This is a genomic window from Pseudomonas sp. OV226 (assembly GCF_003148705.1).
Classification (GTDB): Bacteria; Pseudomonadota; Gammaproteobacteria; order Pseudomonadales; family Pseudomonadaceae; genus Aquipseudomonas.
On record NZ_QGGS01000028.1, the window covers coordinates 24,582 to 42,139 of the forward strand.

Sequence of the window (17,558 nt, forward strand, 5' to 3'; positions counted from 1 at the left end):
TGTCAGTCGTCGAGGGCTTGCACGCGAACCTTGGCGGTGCCGCTCTTGACCATGCCCAAGCGCTCCGCGGCTGCATGGGACAGGTCGATCAGACGTCCACGGGTATGTGGCCCGCGGTCGTTAATGCGGACCACGCAGGACTTGTCGTTGTTCAGATTGGTGACTTTCACCCGCGTGCCAAAGGGTAGCTGGCGATGGGCGGCGGTCATGGAATTCTTGTCGAAACGCTCGCCACTGGCGGTGCGTTTACCTTGGTGTTTGGCGCCGTAAAAGGACGCCGTGCCGTTCTTGTCGTAGCCGTGTGGATCGACGATATCGTTGCTGGCGCAACCGGCCAGCAGAGAGAGCAGGGCGCAGGCGCCGAGCAGATGTTTCATTTGAAAGCTCCCGAGTGATCGTTCCCACGCTCACGCGTGGGAACGCTTCCCGTGACGCTCCGCGTCACATTGCGATGGACGCGGAGCGTCCGGGGCGGCATTCCCACGCAGAGCGTGGGAACGATCCTCGGGCGCAAGACCACGATTTAGCCTTCGAGCTTGCTTTTGAGCAATTCGTTGACCTGTTGCGGGTTGGCCTTGCCTTTGGAGGCTTTCATGGCCTGGCCGACGAAGAAGCCGAACATCTTGCCGCGTTTGGCTTCGTCTGCCGCGCGGTACTGTTCAACCTGTTCGGCATTGGCGGCGAGCATTTCGTCCAGCACCGCCGAGATCGCGCCAGTGTCGGTCACTTGCTTGAGGCCGCGCTTGTCGATGATCTCGTCCGCGCTGCCTTCGCCGTTCGCCATGGCTTCAAACACCACCTTGGCAATCTTGCCGGAGATGGTGTTGTCCTTGATGCGCAGCAGCATGCCGCCCAGAAGCTCTGCGGACACCGGCGAGTCTTCGATATCCAGGCCTTGCTTGTTGAGCAGGCTGCCCAACTCGACCATCACCCAGTTCGCCGCCAGCTTGGCGTCGCCGCCGATGCTCGCGACTTTCTCGAAGTAATCGGCTTGTTCGCGGCTGGTGGCCAGCACGCTGGCGTCGTAGACCGACAGACCGAATTGCTCCTGGAAACGCTCGCGTTTTTGCGGTGGCAGTTCCGGCAGGGTGGCCCGCACGTCGTCGAGGAACGAGTCTTCGATGACCACTGGCAGCAGGTCCGGATCGGGGAAGTAACGGTAGTCGTTGGCTTCCTCTTTGCTGCGCATCGGACGCGTTTCGTCCTTGTTCGGGTCGTACAGGCGCGTTTGCTGGATCACCTTGCCGCCGTCTTCGATCAGCTCGATCTGGCGCTGCACTTCGCTGTTGATCGCCTTCTCGATGAAACGGAACGAGTTGACGTTCTTGATCTCGCAGCGGGTGCCGAATTCAACCTGGCCCTTTGGACGGATCGACACGTTGCAGTCGCAGCGCAGCGAGCCTTCGGCCATGTTGCCGTCGCAGATGCCGAGGTAACGCACCAGTGCGTGGACCGTCTTGACGTAAGCCACGGCTTCCTTGGCGCTGCGCATGTCCGGCTCGGAGACGATTTCCAGCAGCGGCGTGCCAGCACGGTTCAGGTCGATGCCGGTGGCGCCGTTGAACTCTTCGTGCAGGCTTTTACCGGCGTCTTCTTCCAGGTGCGCACGGGTAACGCCGACACGTTTGATCGTGCCGTCTTCCATGGCGATGTCCAGGTGGCCCTTGCCGACGATCGGCAATTCCATCTGGCTGATCTGGTAGCCCTTGGGCAGGTCCGGGTAGAAGTAGTTCTTACGGGCGAACACGTTGTGCTGGCCGATCTCGGCGTCAATCGCCAGACCGAACATTACCGCCATCCGCACCGCTTCCTGGTTCAGCACCGGCAGTACGCCGGGCATGCCCAGGTCTACCAGGCTGGCCTGGGTGTTCGGCTCGGAACCGAACGTGGTCGAACTACCGGAAAAGATTTTCGACCGGGTGGTGAGCTGGGTATGAATCTCCAGCCCGATCACGACTTCCCATTGCATGTGTGTCTCCTCAGAAGCCGGTTGGGGTGCGGGTGTGCCAGTCAGTGTTCAACTGATACTGGTGGGCAACGTTCAACAGGCGACCTTCCTGGAAATATGGCGCGAGCAGTTGCACGCCCACCGGCAGGCCATCGACGAAACCGGCTGGCATGGACAGGCCCGGCAGGCCGGCGAGGTTGGCGGTGATGGTGTAGACGTCTTCCAGGTAAGCAGCGACCGGGTCGCTGTTCTTGGCGCCAAGCTTCCAGGCCGGGTTCGGCGTGGTTGGGCCGAGGATGATGTCGACCTCATTAAAGGCTGCCATGAAGTCGTTCTTGATCAAGCGACGAATCTTCTGGGCCTTCAGGTAGTAGGCGTCGTAGTAACCGGCCGACAGCGCGTAGGCACCGACCATGATCCGGCGCTGTACTTCCGGGCCGAAGCCTTCGCCACGGGAGCGCTTGTACAGGTCGATCAAGTCTTTCGGGTCTGCGCAGCGGTGGCCGAAACGCACGCCGTCGAAACGCGACAGGTTGGACGAGGCTTCCGCCGGGGCGATCACGTAGTACGCAGGAATCGCATGCTGCATGTTCGGCAGGCTGATTTCCTTGATCACGGCGCCGAGTTTTTCCAGCTCCTTGACGCTGTTGTGGATCAGCTCGGCGATGCGCGGGTCGAGACCGGCGCTGAAATACTCTTTCGGCACGCCGATGCGCAGGCCTTGCAGCGAGCCGTTGAGGCTGGAGCGGTAATCCGGCACGGGTTCGTCAATGCTGGTGGAGTCATTCGGATCGAAGCCGGCCATACCTTGCAACAAAATCGCGCAGTCTTCGGCGGTGCGCGCCATCGGGCCGCCCTGATCGAGGCTGGACGCGTAGGCAATCATGCCCCAGCGCGAAACACGACCGTACGTCGGTTTCAGGCCGGTGAGGTTGGTCAGGGCCGCGGGCTGACGGATCGAGCCGCCGGTATCGGTGCCCGTGGCCGCAGGCAGCAGGCGCGCGGCAACCGCAGCCGCCGAACCGCCGGATGAACCACCCGGAACGTGTTCCAGGTTCCACGGGTTTTTCACCGCGCCGTAGTAGCTCGACTCGTTGGCCGAACCCATGGCGAATTCGTCCATGTTGGTCTTGCCCAGGGTCACGGTCCCGGCAGCGGCCAGTTTGGCGACTACGGTGGCATCGTACGGTGCTTTAAAGTTGTCGAGCATTTTCGAACCGCAGCTGGTGCGGATGCCCTGGGTGCAGAACAGGTCTTTGTGCGCAATCGGCGCGCCGAGCAGGGCACCGCTCTCACCATTGGCCCGGCGTGCGTCAGCGGCTTTCGCCTGCTGGAGCGCCAGGTCTTCGGTGAGGCTGATGAAACTGTTGAGCTGAGGATCGAGCAGGGCGATACGCGCCAGCAGGGTTTTGGTCAGCTCTTCGGAAGAAAACTTTTTATCGGCGAGTCCGCGAGCGATCTCGGCCAGAGTCAATTGATGCATTGCAGGCTCTTTCCCTTTAGTCGATGACTTTCGGAACCAGGTACAGGCCGTTTTCGACCGCTGGTGCGATGGACTGATAGGCCTCGCGATGATTGGTCTCGGTCACGACGTCTGCGCGCAGGCGCTGGCTGGCTTCCAGTGGGTGGGCCAGCGGCTCGATACCGTCGGTATTGACCGCCTGCATTTCGTCGACCAGACCCAGAATGCTATTCAGGGCCGAGGTGATTTGTGGAAGATCGGCATCATTGAGGCCCAGGCAGGCCAAATGAGCGATTTTTTCCACGTCGGAGCGTTCAAGCGCCATTGCGATTCTCCAGTGGAAAACAGAACGGACGGCGTCCGTGTGTTAGATTGTCGGAACACTACCGCATTTCTACGGTCATAAGGCCGCGATTGTGGGGGTTGGTGCACAGAAAAGCGGTCAATTTAACATATTGGCGCCTTGCCCAAAATCCCTGTCGTTGTTAGAGTTTGCCGCACTTTTTTACCCACGCGTTGCCTAGGGTCCCTTTCCCATGTTCAAGAAACTGCGTGGCATGTTTTCCAGCGATCTCTCCATTGACCTGGGCACTGCCAACACCCTTATTTACGTGCGCGAGCGCGGAATCGTCCTGAATGAGCCATCGGTTGTGGCTATTCGGACACACGGTAACCAGAAAAGTGTCGTTGCTGTCGGCACCGAGGCGAAGCGCATGCTCGGCCGAACGCCGGGCAACATTGCTGCCATTCGTCCGATGAAGGACGGCGTGATTGCCGACTTCAGCGTCTGCGAAAAGATGCTGCAATACTTTATCAACAAGGTTCACGAAAACAGCTTCCTGCAGCCTAGCCCTCGTGTGCTGATCTGCGTTCCGTGCAAATCGACTCAAGTTGAGCGTCGTGCCATCCGTGAATCGGCCCTTGGTGCCGGTGCTCGTGAAGTGTTCCTGATCGAAGAGCCAATGGCTGCTGCGATTGGTGCCGGCCTGCCGGTTGAAGAAGCACGCGGTTCGATGGTGGTCGATATCGGTGGTGGTACTACCGAAATCGCCCTGATCTCCCTGAACGGTGTGGTTTATGCCGAGTCCGTACGGGTTGGCGGCGACCGCTTCGACGAAGCGATCATCACCTACGTGCGTCGCAACTACGGCAGCCTGATCGGCGAATCCACCGCCGAGCGCATCAAACAGGAAATCGGTACAGCCTACCCAGGCGGCGAAGTTCGCGAAGTCGACGTTCGTGGCCGTAACCTGGCCGAAGGCGTTCCACGCGCATTCACCCTGAACTCCAATGAAGTGCTGGAAGCTCTGCAAGAGTCCCTGGCCACCATCGTTCAGGCTGTGAAAAGCGCACTGGAGCAATCGCCTCCGGAGCTGGCGTCCGATATCGCCGAGCGTGGCCTGGTTCTGACCGGTGGTGGCGCCTTGCTGCGCGACCTCGACAAGTTGCTGGCCCAGGAAACAGGTCTGCCGGTGATCGTCGCCGAAGACCCGCTGACCTGCGTTGCTCGCGGCGGTGGCCGTGCATTGGAAATGATGGATAAACACACCATGGACCTGCTATCCAGCGAGTGATCTCGCCGGTTGCATCTATGCTGTTGGCGCGCAGGCAGCACTTTGCAGTGCTGCCTGTTGGCGTTTATCTTCTGTCAGTCTGCATCCAGGCCGGTTTGATGCCGTATGAATAAAGAGAACATTTGCCTGGGAGGAGCGGCTTATTAAACCGCTTTTCACCAAAGGGCCTTCACTGGGCGTGCGCTTATTAGTGCTGGTCGTGCTATCGGTCGCGCTGATGGTGGTCGATGCCCGCTTCACACTGCTCAAGCCAGTGCGTAGCCAAATGTCGCTGGTGCTGATGCAGTCTTACTGGATCACCGACCTGCCGCAGCGGCTATGGCAGGGTGTGGCCAGCCAATTTGGCAGCCGTACCGAGCTCGTCGCCGAAAACGAAAAACTCAAAAGCGAAAACCTGCTGTTGCAGGGACGCATGCAAAAGCTTGCCTCCCTGACCGAGCAGAACGTTCGGCTGCGCGAGTTGCTCAATTCTTCCGCGCTGGTCAACGAAAAGGTCGAAGTGGCCGAGTTGATCGGCATGGACCCGAACCCCTTCACCCATCGCATCATCATCAATAAAGGTGAGCGCGACGGGGTGATCCTCGGTCAGCCGGTGCTCGATGCCCGCGGCCTGATGGGGCAGGTGGTCGAATTGATGCCCTACACCTCCCGTGTATTGCTGCTGACCGACACCACCCACAGCATTCCGGTGCAGGTGAACCGCAACGGTCTTCGGGCGATTGCCAGCGGCACCGGCAACCCGGAGCGCCTGGAACTGCGTCACGTTGCCGATACTGCAGACATCAAGGAAGGCGACCTGTTGGTCAGCTCCGGCCTCGGTCAGCGGTTCCCGGCTGGTTACCCGGTGGCGACCGTCAAGGAAGTGATTCACGACTCCGGCCAGCCGTTTGCCATTGTTCGCGCCGTGCCGACCGCTGCCTTGAACCGCAGTCGCTACTTGCTGTTGGTGTTCAGCGACGGCCGTACTGCCGAAGAGCGTGCCAACGAAGCGGCCCAGGCTCAGGAAGCACTGGACCAGCATGGTGGCGGGCCGATCATTCCGGCCACCGTACCCAAACCAGTGCCGGCGACCACGGTGGTGCCCGCCGCCAACGCAGCGCCTGCCACGCCTGTCGCGCCTCCAGCTGCACCGGCCGCACCGGCACCGGCGGCAACCCCGGCCAAACCCGCTGCCGCCAAACCGCACGCGTCGCAACCTGCCGCCGCTAAACCGGCCGTGAAGCCTGCCGCCAAACCGCCTGTCCCCGCGCCGGCTTCTACTGGGAGAGAAGAATAATGGTCGGCGTCAAAGCTTCCCGAAATAGCTGGATTGTCTGGCTGACGTTCGCTATCGGCCTGTTGCTCAGTATCTCGCCCCTGCCGCAATTCATGGAAATCCTTCGCCCGCTGTGGCTGGCATTGCTGCTCGCGTTCTGGGCGCTGACCCTGCCGCAAAAGGTCGGCATGGTCACCGCATGGTGCCTGGGCTTGGCTGAAGACGTGCTTTACGGCACGTTGCTTGGCCAGAATGCGCTGATCCTGACGTTGATCACTTTTCTGGTGTTGTCACTACAACAGCGCTTGCGCATGTTCCCGATGTGGCAACAGAGCCTGGTGATCCTGGTGATCTTCGGCCTCGCGCAGCTGGTTCAGCTGTGGCTGAGCGCCTTGACCGGCAATCGCCAGCCAACCCTGGCGCTGGTGCTGCCGGCACTGGTCAGTGCGTTGCTCTGGCCTTGGGTCAGCTACGGTTTGCGTGGTCTGCGTCGACGCTACAAAATCAATTAATTCGGTCAGGCATTTGCCCGCGCCGGTGCCCTGTCTCGCAAATACGTTCCTTTTTTGGCGAGTGGCTGTTGTTGCCAGACAAGGCGCCATGCCAAGTCATAGCTCGCTATGGCGAGAAGCGGCAACGCAGTATGGCAACAACAGACGCCGCCAAAAAGGAACAGTATTTGTGAGACAGGGCACTGGACAGGGAGACGTCTTGATGAAAAAGCTATACCTCGCCTCAGGCTCGCCGCGTCGGCGTGAACTGCTCACGCAGATCGGCGTGCCATTCTCCGCCATCAGCGCGGACATCGATGAAACCCCTTTACCTCAAGAATCCCCGTCGGCCTATGTCGAGCGCCTGGCGCGCGGCAAGGCCGAAGTCGGGCGCGGAACAGTTGTTTCCGACGTCGATTTTTGCGTGTTGGGTGCCGACACCGCCGTGGTGCTGGACGGCAAAATTCTGGGAAAACCGGTGGACGAAGCCGATGCGTGCGCCATGCTTATGCTGTTGGCCGGTCGTGAGCATGAGGTGCTGACCGCCATCGCCGTACTCGACGCCGAGCGCTGCGAGTCGCTGGTGGTGCGCAGTCTGGTGCGGTTTCGCAACATCAGTCGCGAAGAAGCGGCAGCCTACTGGGCCAGCGGTGAGCCTCGTGACAAGGCGGGTGGCTACGGAATTCAGGGGGTGGGTGCGGTATTTGTTGCCGGGCTCGATGGCAGTTACTCGGCGGTGGTCGGGTTGCCGCTGTGCGAAACCGCGGAACTGCTCGGCCATTTCGGCATACCCTGTTGGCAAACACTTAACGCGCGCTAAGCGTCGTACTGACAAGATGCAGCCACTATCGTGAACATGCCCGAACGAGACCCTGCCATGAGTGAAGAGATTCTGATCAACATCACGCCGATGGAATCGCGCGTGGCGGTGGTCGAAAACGGTGTTCTGCAAGAGGTCCACGTCGAGCGTACGCAAAAGCGCGGGATCGTCGGCAACATCTATAAAGGCAAGGTTGTGCGGGTTCTACCCGGCATGCAGGCAGCGTTCGTCGACATCGGCCTGGACCGCGCCGCGTTCATCCATGCCTCGGAGATCTCCCTGCGTGAAGGCCCGGTGGTCGAGAGCATCAGCGCTCTGGTCCATGAAGGCCAGAGCCTGGTGGTCCAGGTCACCAAGGACCCGATCGGCTCCAAAGGCGCACGCCTGACGACTCAGTTGTCGATTCCATCACGCTATCTGGTGTACATGCCGCGTACCGCCCACGTCGGTATTTCGCTGAAGATCGAAGACGAGGCCGAGCGCGAGCGCCTCAAGCAAGTGGTCACCGATTGCGTGGCCAAAGAAGGCATCAAGGAGGCTGGCGGTTTCATTTTGCGCACCGCCGCCGAAGGGGCGGGCGCCGATGAGATCCTCATGGACATCCGCTACTTGCGCAGGCTCTGGGATCAGATCAACGAGCAGATCAAAACCGTCAGTGCGCCGAGTGTGATCTACGAAGACCTCGGCCTGGCGTTGCGGACCTTGCGTGACCTGGTGAGCCCGAAGATCGAGAAGATTCGCATCGACTCCCGGGAAACCTTTCAGAAAACCACGCAGTTCGTCGCCGAACTGATGCCGGAAATCGCTGATCGTCTTGAACACTACCCAGGCGAGCGGCCCATTTTCGACTTGTACGGCGTGGAAGACGAAATCCAGAAAGCCCTGGAGCGCAAAGTCCCGCTCAAGTCCGGCGGTTACCTGGTGGTCGATCCGGCGGAAGCCATGAGCACCATCGACGTCAACACCGGGGCCTTCGTCGGCCATCGCAACCTTGAAGAAACCATCTTCAAGACCAACCTCGAAGCCGCCACCGCGATTGCCCGTCAGCTGCGCCTGCGCAATCTGGGCGGGATCATCATCATCGACTTCATCGACATGGAAGACGAAGAACACCAGCGCCAGGTATTGCGCACGCTTGAGAAGCAACTGGAACGCGATCACGCCAAAACCAACATCATCGGCATCACTGAGTTGGGCCTGGTGCAGATGACCCGCAAGCGCACCCGCGAAAGTCTCGAACAGGTGCTGTGCGAGCCGTGCAGCAGCTGTCAGGGGCGCGGCAAGCTGAAGACCCCTGAAACGGTCTGCTACGAAATTTTTCGAGAAATTCTCCGCGAGGCTCGCGCCTATCAGGCGGAGGGCTATCGTGTATTGGCGAACCAGAAAGTTGTCGACCGCTTGCTCGACGAAGAGTCAGGTAACGTTGCCGAGCTGGAAGGATTTATCGGACGCACCATTCGATTCCAGGTGGAAACCATGTATTCCCAGGAACAATACGACGTGGTGTTGCTCTGAATCGCGGTGTTCCAACCTTACTAGAACGGCTGGCCTCAGCTTTTTGCAGCATTTTTGCCATGGGAGCCAACTGACATGGAGCGTCTGACACGCATTTTGGTCGCACTCACCCGCTGGGGGCTGGGCCTGTGCGCGTTGGCATTGGTGTTGATGGCGTTGTACGTCAGCCTCGGCCGGGAGCTGACGCCACTGGTGGCTGAATACCGGGCCGAGGTCGAAACCAAAGCCCGTGAGGCCTTCGGCGTGCCATTGCAAATCGGCGAGCTTGAAGGCAGCTGGAGTGGTTTTGCGCCGATCCTGTTCGCCCATGACGTAACGGTCGGCGAAGGTGCCAATGCCTTGCGCCTGGATCAGGTGCGTGCGGTGCCTGACCTTTGGGGAAGCCTGTTGGCTCGTCAGTTGCGCATCGCTCACCTGGAGCTCAATGGCCTGAAGATCAGCCTCAAGGAAGGCACCGACGGGCAGTGGGCGCTGGAAGGGTTGCCGGTGCAGAAGGATCAGCCGCTGGATCCCGAGCAACTGCTCAATCGCCTGCAGATCGTCCAGCAGTTGTCGGTGATCGACAGTCAGGTGACCTTGCAACCACTGGATCAACCGGCGCTGACCTTGACCTACGTCGGCTTCACTCTGAAAACCGGAGCTTCGCGGCAGCGTCTCGATGCCCGAATGACCCTGCCTGATGGCCAGCCAGTGGCCATGAGCCTGCGTACCCGTATCCGCGCCAGCCAGTGGCAGGATGGGGAGGCCGAGGCCTATCTGAGCCTGCCGCAAAGCGATTGGTCGAAATGGCTGCCCGAGCGCCTGACCCAGCAATGGAATTTTTCCGAGATCAAGGCCGGCGGCGAGCTCTGGATCAATTGGGGCCAGCGCACATTGCAAAGCGCGGCGATTCGCCTCAACGCGCCGCAACTCAAAGGGGCGTACGCCGAGCGCAAGCCGATCCAGATCAACAACCTGGCGCTCAATGGCTATTTCCAGCGCAATGCCGAAGGCTTCTTGGTGACCCTGGATTCGCTGGCCATGAGCTTCGGCGAGACGCGCTGGGAGTCGCATCTGCAACTCAAACAGACGTCGGCCACTGACAAGGTCGAAGAACTCTGGCACCTGCAAGCCGATCGACTCGACCTCACCCCGCTCACGCCGCTGCTGAACGCCTTGGGCCCACTGCCCAAAGGTGTCGCCACGGCAGTCGAAAAACTCAAAGTGACCGGTGGGCTGCGTAATGTGCTGATCGACATGCGGCCCAATGCCACTGACGACAGCAAGTTCAGCTTCGCCGCGAACCTTGACCGGGTAGGTTTTGATGCCTATGCCGGCGCCCCGGCGGCGCGAAATGTAAGCGGCAGCATCAGCGGTGACCTCGGCAAGGGTGAGCTGCGCATGGACAGCAAGGACTTTGTCCTGCACCTGGACCCCATTTTCGCCAAGCCATGGCAGTACATCCAGGCCAACGCCACGTTGACCTGGAAACTCGATAAAGAAGGCTTCACCCTGATCGCGCCCTACCTCAAGGTGCTTGGCGAAGAGGGCAAGATTGCCGGCGATTTTCTGATTCGCCTGTATTTTGATCCCGCCAAGGAAGATTACATGGACCTGCGGGTGGGTATGGTGGAAGGCGATGGGCGCTACACCGCCAAATACCTGCCGACCGTCCTCAGCCCCGCACTCGACGAATGGTTGCGTACGGCCATTCTCAAAGGCGCGGTGGATGAAGGTTTCTTCCAGTATCAGGGGTCGCTGAACCATGGCGTCGCTGATACCGCCCGCAGCATCAGCCTGTTCTTCAAGGTGCACGATGCCGAGCTGGCGTTCCAGCCAGGCTGGCCGCATGTCAGCAAGGTCACGGGTGATGTGTTTGTCGAAGACAGTGGTGTGCGGATTCTGGCCAGCAAGGGCCAGTTGCTCGACACTCAGGTCAAGGACATCTACGTCAATATTCCCCATGTGCCGGATGGAAAAAGCGTCCACCTGTTCCTTGACGGCGAGTTTGCTGGCGGCTTGGGTGATGGGCTGAAGATTCTTCAGGAGGCCCCCATCGGTACAGCTGAAACCTTCGCCAAATGGGAAGGTGAGGGCGAGCTGCAAGGCAAACTGAAACTGGATATCCCGCTGGTCAAAGACGAGAAGCCGAAAATTCTGGTTGACTTCAAAACAGCCAAGGCGCGTCTGAAACTTCCCGAACCACCGCTGGAGCTGACTCAGCTCAAGGGCGATTTCCGCTTCGACAGCACCAAGGGTCTGAGCGGGCAGAACATCAGCGCCCGTGCCTTTGATAAACCGGTCACCGCGCAGATTTTCGCTGATGGCAACGCCAGCAATCTCAAGACTCGCGTTACGGCTTCCGGTCATGTCGAAGTCAAAAAACTCACTCAGTGGTTGAACGTGACTCAGCCGTTGCCGGTGTCCGGGGTGATCCCGTATCAATTGCAACTGACCCTGGATGGCGCCGACAGCCAGTTGATGGTCAATTCCAACCTCAGAGGCGTGACGGTTGATCTGCCGGCTCCGTTCGGCATGGCAGCCGATGCGGGGCGCGACACGACATTTCGCATGACCTTGCAAGGTGCGGAGCGTCGTTATTGGGTCAACTATGGTGAGTTGGCAAACTTCACGTTTGCAGCCCCGAACGGCAATTTTGCCGAAGGTCGTGGTGAGCTGTTCCTCGGTGGTGGCAATGCCGTGTTGCCCGGTACCAAAGGCCTGCGCGTGCGTGGCGTACTGTCGGAACTGGATGTCGGCCCCTGGAAGGATTTGGTGGACAAGTACGCTGGCCAGGATCCGGGTGGCAATGCCAAGCAGTTCTTCAGCGGTGCAGACTTCCAGATTGGCAAGCTCAGTGCACTGGGCAGTACCCTCGACAAGGCATCGGTGCAGATAAACCGAAAGCCCGCCGCCTGGGCTTTGCAGCTCGACAGCCAGCAGGTCAAAGGCACGGTCGGTGTGCCTGACGCGAAAGGCGCGCCGATCACGGTCAATCTGCAATACGTGCGGCTACCCGCGCCGGATCCCAAGGCACTGACCGACGATAATGCGCCCGACCCTCTGGCCACGGTTGACCCGACAAAAATTCCGGCGCTGGACATCACCATCAATCAGCTGTTCCTGGGCCAGGATCTGGTGGGTGGCTGGTCGCTGAAAGTCCGTCCGACGCCGCGGGGCATTGCATTCAATAACCTGGACATGGGGCTCAAAGGCATTCTGTTGCAGGGCAGTGGCGGTTGGGAAGGTGCGCCAGGGAGTTCCAGCAGTTGGTACAAGGGGCGAATCAGCGGCAAGAATCTAGCCGATGTGCTCAAGGGCTGGGGGTTTGCACCGAGTGTCACCAGCGAAGAGTTCCATATGGATGTTGACGGTCGCTGGCCCGGTTCGCCGGCGTGGCTGGCCAGCAAACGGTTCTCCGGCACCCTTGATGCCTCCCTTACCAAGGGCCAGTTTGTTGAAGTCGACGGCAGTGCCCAGGCGCTGAGAGTCTTCGGCTTGCTTAACTTCAATTCCATCGGTCGCCGTTTGCGCCTGGACTTTTCCGACCTGTTCGGCAAAGGGTTGAGTTATGACCGGGTCAAAGGTTTGCTGGTCGGTACCAATGGCGTCTACGTCACCCGTGAACCGATCCGGATGACCGGTCCGTCCAGCAATGTTGAACTCGATGGCACGCTCAATCTGGTGGGTGATCAGATCGACGCCAAATTGCTGGTGACGTTACCGGTTACCAACAACTTGCCGATTGCCGCGTTGATCGTTGGCGCGCCGGCCGTTGGCGGCGCGCTGTTCCTGATCGACAAACTGATTGGTGATCGCATGGCGCGGTTTGCCAGTGTGAAATACACCGTCAAAGGCCCGTGGAAAGAGCCGAAAATCACCTTCGACAAACCTTTTTGAGTCGCTTTTCGAAAAGGCACTCGCCAAGGCGATGGAGTAGCATGGCCGAACACATTTCAATCAGCGACGCAGATCCTGTAGCAGCTGGCGAAGCCTGCGTCCGGCTGCGCAGCAGTCGTGAACCCGGTCAACATGGTCTTGCAGGTAAACCGTGCAATCCGGTGTTACGACTGCTGCGCAGCCGGACGCAGGCTTCGCCAGCTGCTACAGGTTGGCGGACACTTCTCAAGTAAGGAAAGGCCATGTCTGTAGCGGTGATTCAAATGGTCAGCCAGAGCGATGTGCTGGCCAATCTGGCCCAGGCTCGCCGCCTGCTTGAGCAAGCGGCGGCCGGTGGCGCGCAACTGGCCGTGCTGCCGGAAAACTTCGCCGCGATGGGCCGTCGCGACATCGCCGATATCGGCCGCGCCGAGGCGTTGGGCGACGGGCCGATCCTGCCATGGTTGAAACAGACCGCCCTCGACCTCAAGTTATGGATAGTCGCCGGCACATTGCCGTTGCCGCCGGTGGATCAACCGACGGCGAAGGTGCATGCCTGTTCGCTGTTGGTGAATGACCATGGCGAAACGGTGGCGCGCTACGACAAGCTGCACTTGTTTGATGTGGACGTTGCGGACAATCGCGGGCGTTATCGCGAGTCCGATGACTATGCTTATGGCAGTGGCGTGGTGGTTGCGGATACGCCGGTCGGTCGAGTCGGCCTGACGGTGTGTTACGACCTGCGCTTCCCGGAGTTGTACAGCGAATTACGGGCTGCCGGGGCGGAATTGATTACCGCACCGTCGGCGTTTACCGCGGTGACCGGGGCGGCGCATTGGGATGTGCTGATTCGCGCCCGAGCCATCGAGACTCAATGTTATGTGCTGGCGGCCGCGCAGGGTGGGACTCATCCGGGGCCGCGAGAAACCTGGGGGCATGCCGCCATCGTCGACCCTTGGGGCCGGATACTGGCGCAACAGGATCAAGGCGAGGCCGTGCTGCTGGCCGAACGAGATAGCAGCGAACAGACGTCCATCCGGGCGCGGATGCCGGTGTCCAGTCACCGGCGCTTTTTCTCGCAGGGCGCTCAGCGACCTGCCTCAGAACGATGAATTGAAGGCGTAAAGCATATGAGCGAGTTGTTGTCCTCAGTCAGTGAACACCTCCTGGCGCCCGGTGGCGTAACGATCGAGAGCTTGCAAGGCGTGCTCGGCGACCTGGCTGGCCCGGGTATCGATGCTGCCGACCTGTATTTCCAGGGGCAGATTTCCGAGTCCTGGGCGCTGGAAGACGGGATCGTCAAGGAAGGCAGCTTCAACCTCGACCAGGGCGTCGGCGTACGCGCGCAATCGGGTGAAAAGACCGGTTTTGCCTACAGCAATGCCATCACCCTGGAAGCCCTCGGTGCCGCGGCCCGTGCCGCGCGCTCAATCTCCCGCGCCGGGCAGAACGGCACGGTGCAGGCTTTCACGACCCAGGACGTCGCCCAGTTGTATGGGCCGGACAACCCGCTGGAAGTGATCAGCCGCGCCGAAAAAGTCGAACTCCTTAAACGCATCGATGCGGCTACTCGTGCTCTCGATCCGCGTATCCAGCAAGTCACTGTGAGCATGGCCGGTGTCTGGGAGCGGATTCTGGTGGCCTCTACTGACGGCGGCCTGGCTGCGGATGTACGGCCATTGGTGCGCTTCAATGTCAGTGTGATCGTCGAACAGAACGGTCGCCGCGAGCGTGGCGGTCATGGTGGCGGTGGTCGTACCGATTACCGTTATTTCCTCAGCGATGACCGCGCCATGGGTTACGCCCGTGAAGCATTGCGTCAGGCACTGGTTAACCTTGAAGCCATTCCGGCGCCGGCCGGTACGTTGCCGGTGGTGCTGGGTTCCGGCTGGTCTGGCGTGCTGCTGCACGAAGCGGTCGGCCATGGTCTGGAAGGTGACTTCAACCGCAAGGGCAGCTCTGCCTACAGCGGGCGCATGGGCGAAATGGTTGCGTCCAAACTGTGCACCATCGTCGATGACGGTACGTTGGCGGGCCGTCGAGGTTCCCTGAACGTCGACGACGAAGGCACCCCGACCGAGTGCACCACGCTGATCGAAAACGGCGTACTCAAAGGCTATATGCAGGACAAGCTCAATGCGCGTCTGATGGGCGTGGCTCGTACCGGCAACGGTCGTCGCGAATCTTATGCGCACCTGCCGATGCCGCGCATGACCAACACCTACATGCTGGCGGGCGAAAGCGATCCGGCAGAAATCATCGCCTCGGTGAAGCGCGGCATCTACTGCGCCAATCTCGGCGGCGGACAGGTGGACATCACCAGCGGCAAATTCGTGTTCTCGACCAGCGAGGCGTACCTGATCGAAGACGGCAAGATTACTGCCCCGGTCAAAGGCGCGACGTTGATCGGCAACGGGCCGGAAGCCATGAGCAAGGTGTCGATGGTCGGTAACGATCTGGCGCTGGACAGCGGCGTGGGTACGTGTGGCAAGGATGGGCAGTCGGTGCCGGTGGGTGTCGGCCAGCCAACGCTGAAAATCGATGCGATCACTGTGGGTGGCACAGGCGCATAAGTGGCTTTTGAGAAAAGAGAAGCTTCGGGTGAGCCGCTTGGCGACTCACCCGAGAAGGGACTTAACGCAGGCCGCGTTGAGTCTCATCCAGCTCACGGATGTACTTGAAGATTTTACGGCTCGATGCCGGTGGCTTGTTGGTCGCCAGTTCGTGCTGGGCCTGACGGATCAGGGAGCGCAATTGCTGACGATCAGCTTCCGGGTAGTCGAGCACGAACTTCTCCAGGACTGCATCGTCGCCCGCGATCAAGCGATCGCGCCAGCGTTCCAGGCCATGGAAACGTTCGTTGTACTGCCGAGTGGAGGCATCGAGTTGATCGAGCAAGGTCAGAATGGCGTCAGTGTCCTGATCGCGCATCAGTTTACCGATGAACATGAGGTGCCGTTTACGCGCGATATTCGCGGTGTGCTTGGGGGCATCGCCCAGAGCCCGGCGCAAAGCGTCGGTCAACGGCAGTTTTGCCAGCAAGTCAGGCTTGAGTGTTGTAAGGCGCTCGCCAAGGTCAACCAGAGCATGAAGCTCACGTTTAACCTGGGATTTGCTTTTTTCTCCCGTATCGAGGGAGTCGTCGTAAGAATCAACCATGGTGGCCGTCCGCAAAGAAACGCCGCCATGATAACCAGTCGGGGGCCGCTTGTCCGGCCCGGTCGCTCGAAGGCCATACCGAAAGCAGAATTTGAGTGGAGAACAGCATGAGTGCAGTTGAAAGCGTCGGCCCACAAGCGTTGCCGGCACTGCAAGAACAAGTCGAGCAGATCATTGCTGAAGCCAAGCGTCAGGGCGCCAGTGCCTGCGAAGTCGCCGTGTCCCTGGAACAGGGCCTGTCGACGTCGGTGCGCCAGCGCGAGGTCGAAACCGTCGAGTTCAACCGCGATCAGGGCTTTGGCATCACCTTGTATGTCGGCCAGCGCAAGGGCTCGGCCAGCACCTCGGCCAGCGGCCCTGACGCCATTCGGGAAACCGTCGCGGCGGCGCTGGCCATCGCCAAGCACACGTCCGAAGACGAAGCCTCGGGCCTGGCCGATGCTGCGTTGATGGCCCGCGACCTGCAGGATTTCGACCTGTTCCACCAATGGGACATCACTCCGGAACAAGCCATCGAGCAAGCGCTGGCTTGCGAAGCCGCAGCGTTTGCCACCGATAGCCGAATCAAGAATGCCGACGGCACCACGCTCAGCACCCATCAGGGCTGCCGCGTGTACGGCAACAGTCATGGGTTTATCGGCGGCTACGCGTCGACCCGACACAGCTTGAGTTGCGTGATGATTGCCGAGGCCGATGGCCAGATGCAGCGCGATTACTGGTACGACGTAAACCGCCAGGGCAACTTGCTGACCGATCCGGCGATCATCGGTCAGCGTGCCGCGCAGCGGGCGGCGAGCCGTCTGGGCGCGCGTCCCGTACCGACCTGCGAAGTACCGGTGTTGTTTTCCGCTGAACTGGCCGGTGGTTTGTTCGGCAGCTTTCTCTCGGCCATTTCCGGCGGCAGTCTGTACCGCAAGTCGTCGTTCCTTGAAGGCACACTGGGGCAGAAGTTGTTTCCGGAGTGGTTGACCATCGATGAGCGTCCGCATTTGATGCGCGCCATGGGCAGTTCCGCGTTCGATGGCGACGGCCTGGCGACTTACGCCAAGCCGTTCGTCGAAAAGGGTGAGTTGGTGTCCTACATCCTCGGCACGTACTCCGGGCGCAAGCTCGGGATGCCGAGTACTGCCAACGCCGGCGGTGTGCACAACTTGTTTGTCACCCATGGCGATGAAGATCAGGCCGCGTTGCTGCGTCGCATGGGCCGTGGCCTGCTGGTCACAGAGCTGATGGGGCAGGGCCTGAACATGGTCACCGGCGATTACTCCCGTGGCGCAGCGGGTTACTGGGTCGAGAACGGCGAAATCCAGTTTGCCGTGCAGGAAGTGACCATCGCCGGCAACATGCGTGACATGTTCAAGCAGATCGTTGCGGTCGGTAATGATCTGGAATTGCGCAGCAACATTCGCACAGGTTCGGTGCTGATCGAACGCATGACGGTCGCGGGTAGCTAACGCTTAACCGTTACGCAAAAAG

General features: G+C 60.3%; 14 protein-coding genes. 9 read left to right on the top strand and 5 right to left on the bottom strand.

Annotated elements, in window-relative coordinates; all coding sequences use genetic code 11:
- Positions 1–2 precede the first annotated feature (2 nt).
- The 4 genes from C7534_RS28790 to gatC form a co-directional block, all read right to left on the bottom strand.
- The gene (locus C7534_RS28790; protein ID WP_109787858.1) at positions 3–377 is read right to left on the bottom strand and encodes a septal ring lytic transglycosylase RlpA family protein; all 375 of its coding nucleotides are present in this window, start codon (positions 375–377) and stop codon (positions 3–5) included.
- Positions 378–523: 146 nt separating this feature from the next.
- Positions 524–1,969, bottom strand: a complete 1,446-nt coding sequence (gatB, locus tag C7534_RS28795; RefSeq protein ID WP_109787859.1) for an Asp-tRNA(Asn)/Glu-tRNA(Gln) amidotransferase subunit GatB — start codon at positions 1,967–1,969, stop codon at positions 524–526.
- Between the two features lie 10 nt (positions 1,970–1,979).
- On the bottom strand, positions 1,980–3,431 hold the full coding sequence (gatA, locus tag C7534_RS28800) for an Asp-tRNA(Asn)/Glu-tRNA(Gln) amidotransferase subunit GatA (RefSeq protein ID WP_109787860.1): 1,452 nt from the start codon (positions 3,429–3,431) through the stop codon (positions 1,980–1,982).
- A gap of 16 nt (positions 3,432–3,447) precedes the next feature.
- Positions 3,448–3,735 carry an Asp-tRNA(Asn)/Glu-tRNA(Gln) amidotransferase subunit GatC gene (gatC, locus tag C7534_RS28805; RefSeq protein ID WP_046026838.1) on the bottom strand — a complete coding sequence of 96 codons (288 nt, stop codon included), beginning with the start codon at positions 3,733–3,735 and terminating at the stop codon, positions 3,448–3,450.
- A gap of 211 nt (positions 3,736–3,946) precedes the next feature.
- Between gatC and mreB the strand changes: the two genes are divergently transcribed.
- From mreB to tldD, 8 genes are all read left to right on the top strand, one after another.
- The gene (mreB, locus tag C7534_RS28810; RefSeq protein WP_002555108.1) at positions 3,947–4,984 is read left to right on the top strand and encodes a rod shape-determining protein MreB; all 1,038 of its coding nucleotides are present in this window, start codon (positions 3,947–3,949) and stop codon (positions 4,982–4,984) included.
- A gap of 142 nt (positions 4,985–5,126) precedes the next feature.
- The gene (mreC, locus tag C7534_RS28815; RefSeq protein WP_109787861.1) at positions 5,127–6,260 is read left to right on the top strand and encodes a rod shape-determining protein MreC; all 1,134 of its coding nucleotides are present in this window, start codon (positions 5,127–5,129) and stop codon (positions 6,258–6,260) included.
- On the top strand, positions 6,260–6,751 hold the full coding sequence (gene mreD / locus C7534_RS28820) for a rod shape-determining protein MreD (protein WP_046026836.1): 492 nt from the start codon (positions 6,260–6,262) through the stop codon (positions 6,749–6,751). Before mreC ends, mreD begins: the two co-directional genes overlap by 1 nt.
- A gap of 202 nt (positions 6,752–6,953) precedes the next feature.
- A complete protein-coding gene (locus C7534_RS28825; RefSeq protein WP_109787862.1) occupies positions 6,954–7,550 on the top strand; it encodes a Maf family protein in 597 nt (198 codons plus the stop codon).
- A 57-nt stretch (positions 7,551–7,607) separates the two neighbouring features.
- Positions 7,608–9,065, top strand: a complete 1,458-nt coding sequence (gene rng, locus C7534_RS28830; protein ID WP_109787863.1) for a ribonuclease G — start codon at positions 7,608–7,610, stop codon at positions 9,063–9,065.
- A gap of 75 nt (positions 9,066–9,140) precedes the next feature.
- Entirely contained in the window at positions 9,141–12,944 is a 3,804-nt protein-coding gene (locus C7534_RS28835; protein ID WP_109787864.1) for a YhdP family protein, read from the top strand.
- A 242-nt stretch (positions 12,945–13,186) separates the two neighbouring features.
- Positions 13,187–14,035 carry a carbon-nitrogen hydrolase family protein gene (locus C7534_RS28840; RefSeq protein ID WP_109787865.1) on the top strand — a complete coding sequence of 283 codons (849 nt, stop codon included), beginning with the start codon at positions 13,187–13,189 and terminating at the stop codon, positions 14,033–14,035.
- Positions 14,036–14,053: 18 nt separating this feature from the next.
- Positions 14,054–15,496: a metalloprotease TldD gene (gene tldD / locus C7534_RS28845; protein WP_046026831.1), complete on the top strand. Its 1,443-nt coding sequence runs from the start codon at positions 14,054–14,056 to the stop codon at positions 15,494–15,496.
- 61 nt (positions 15,497–15,557) lie between these two features.
- Here tldD and yjgA read toward each other — a convergent pair whose 3' ends face one another.
- Positions 15,558–16,082 carry a ribosome biogenesis factor YjgA gene (gene yjgA, locus C7534_RS28850; protein WP_008026892.1) on the bottom strand — a complete coding sequence of 175 codons (525 nt, stop codon included), beginning with the start codon at positions 16,080–16,082 and terminating at the stop codon, positions 15,558–15,560.
- A 107-nt stretch (positions 16,083–16,189) separates the two neighbouring features.
- Here yjgA and pmbA point away from each other — a divergent pair, with 107 nt between their 5' ends.
- Positions 16,190–17,536, top strand: a complete 1,347-nt coding sequence (pmbA, locus tag C7534_RS28855) for a metalloprotease PmbA (RefSeq protein ID WP_046026830.1) — start codon at positions 16,190–16,192, stop codon at positions 17,534–17,536.
- Positions 17,537–17,558: the final 22 nt, after the last annotated feature.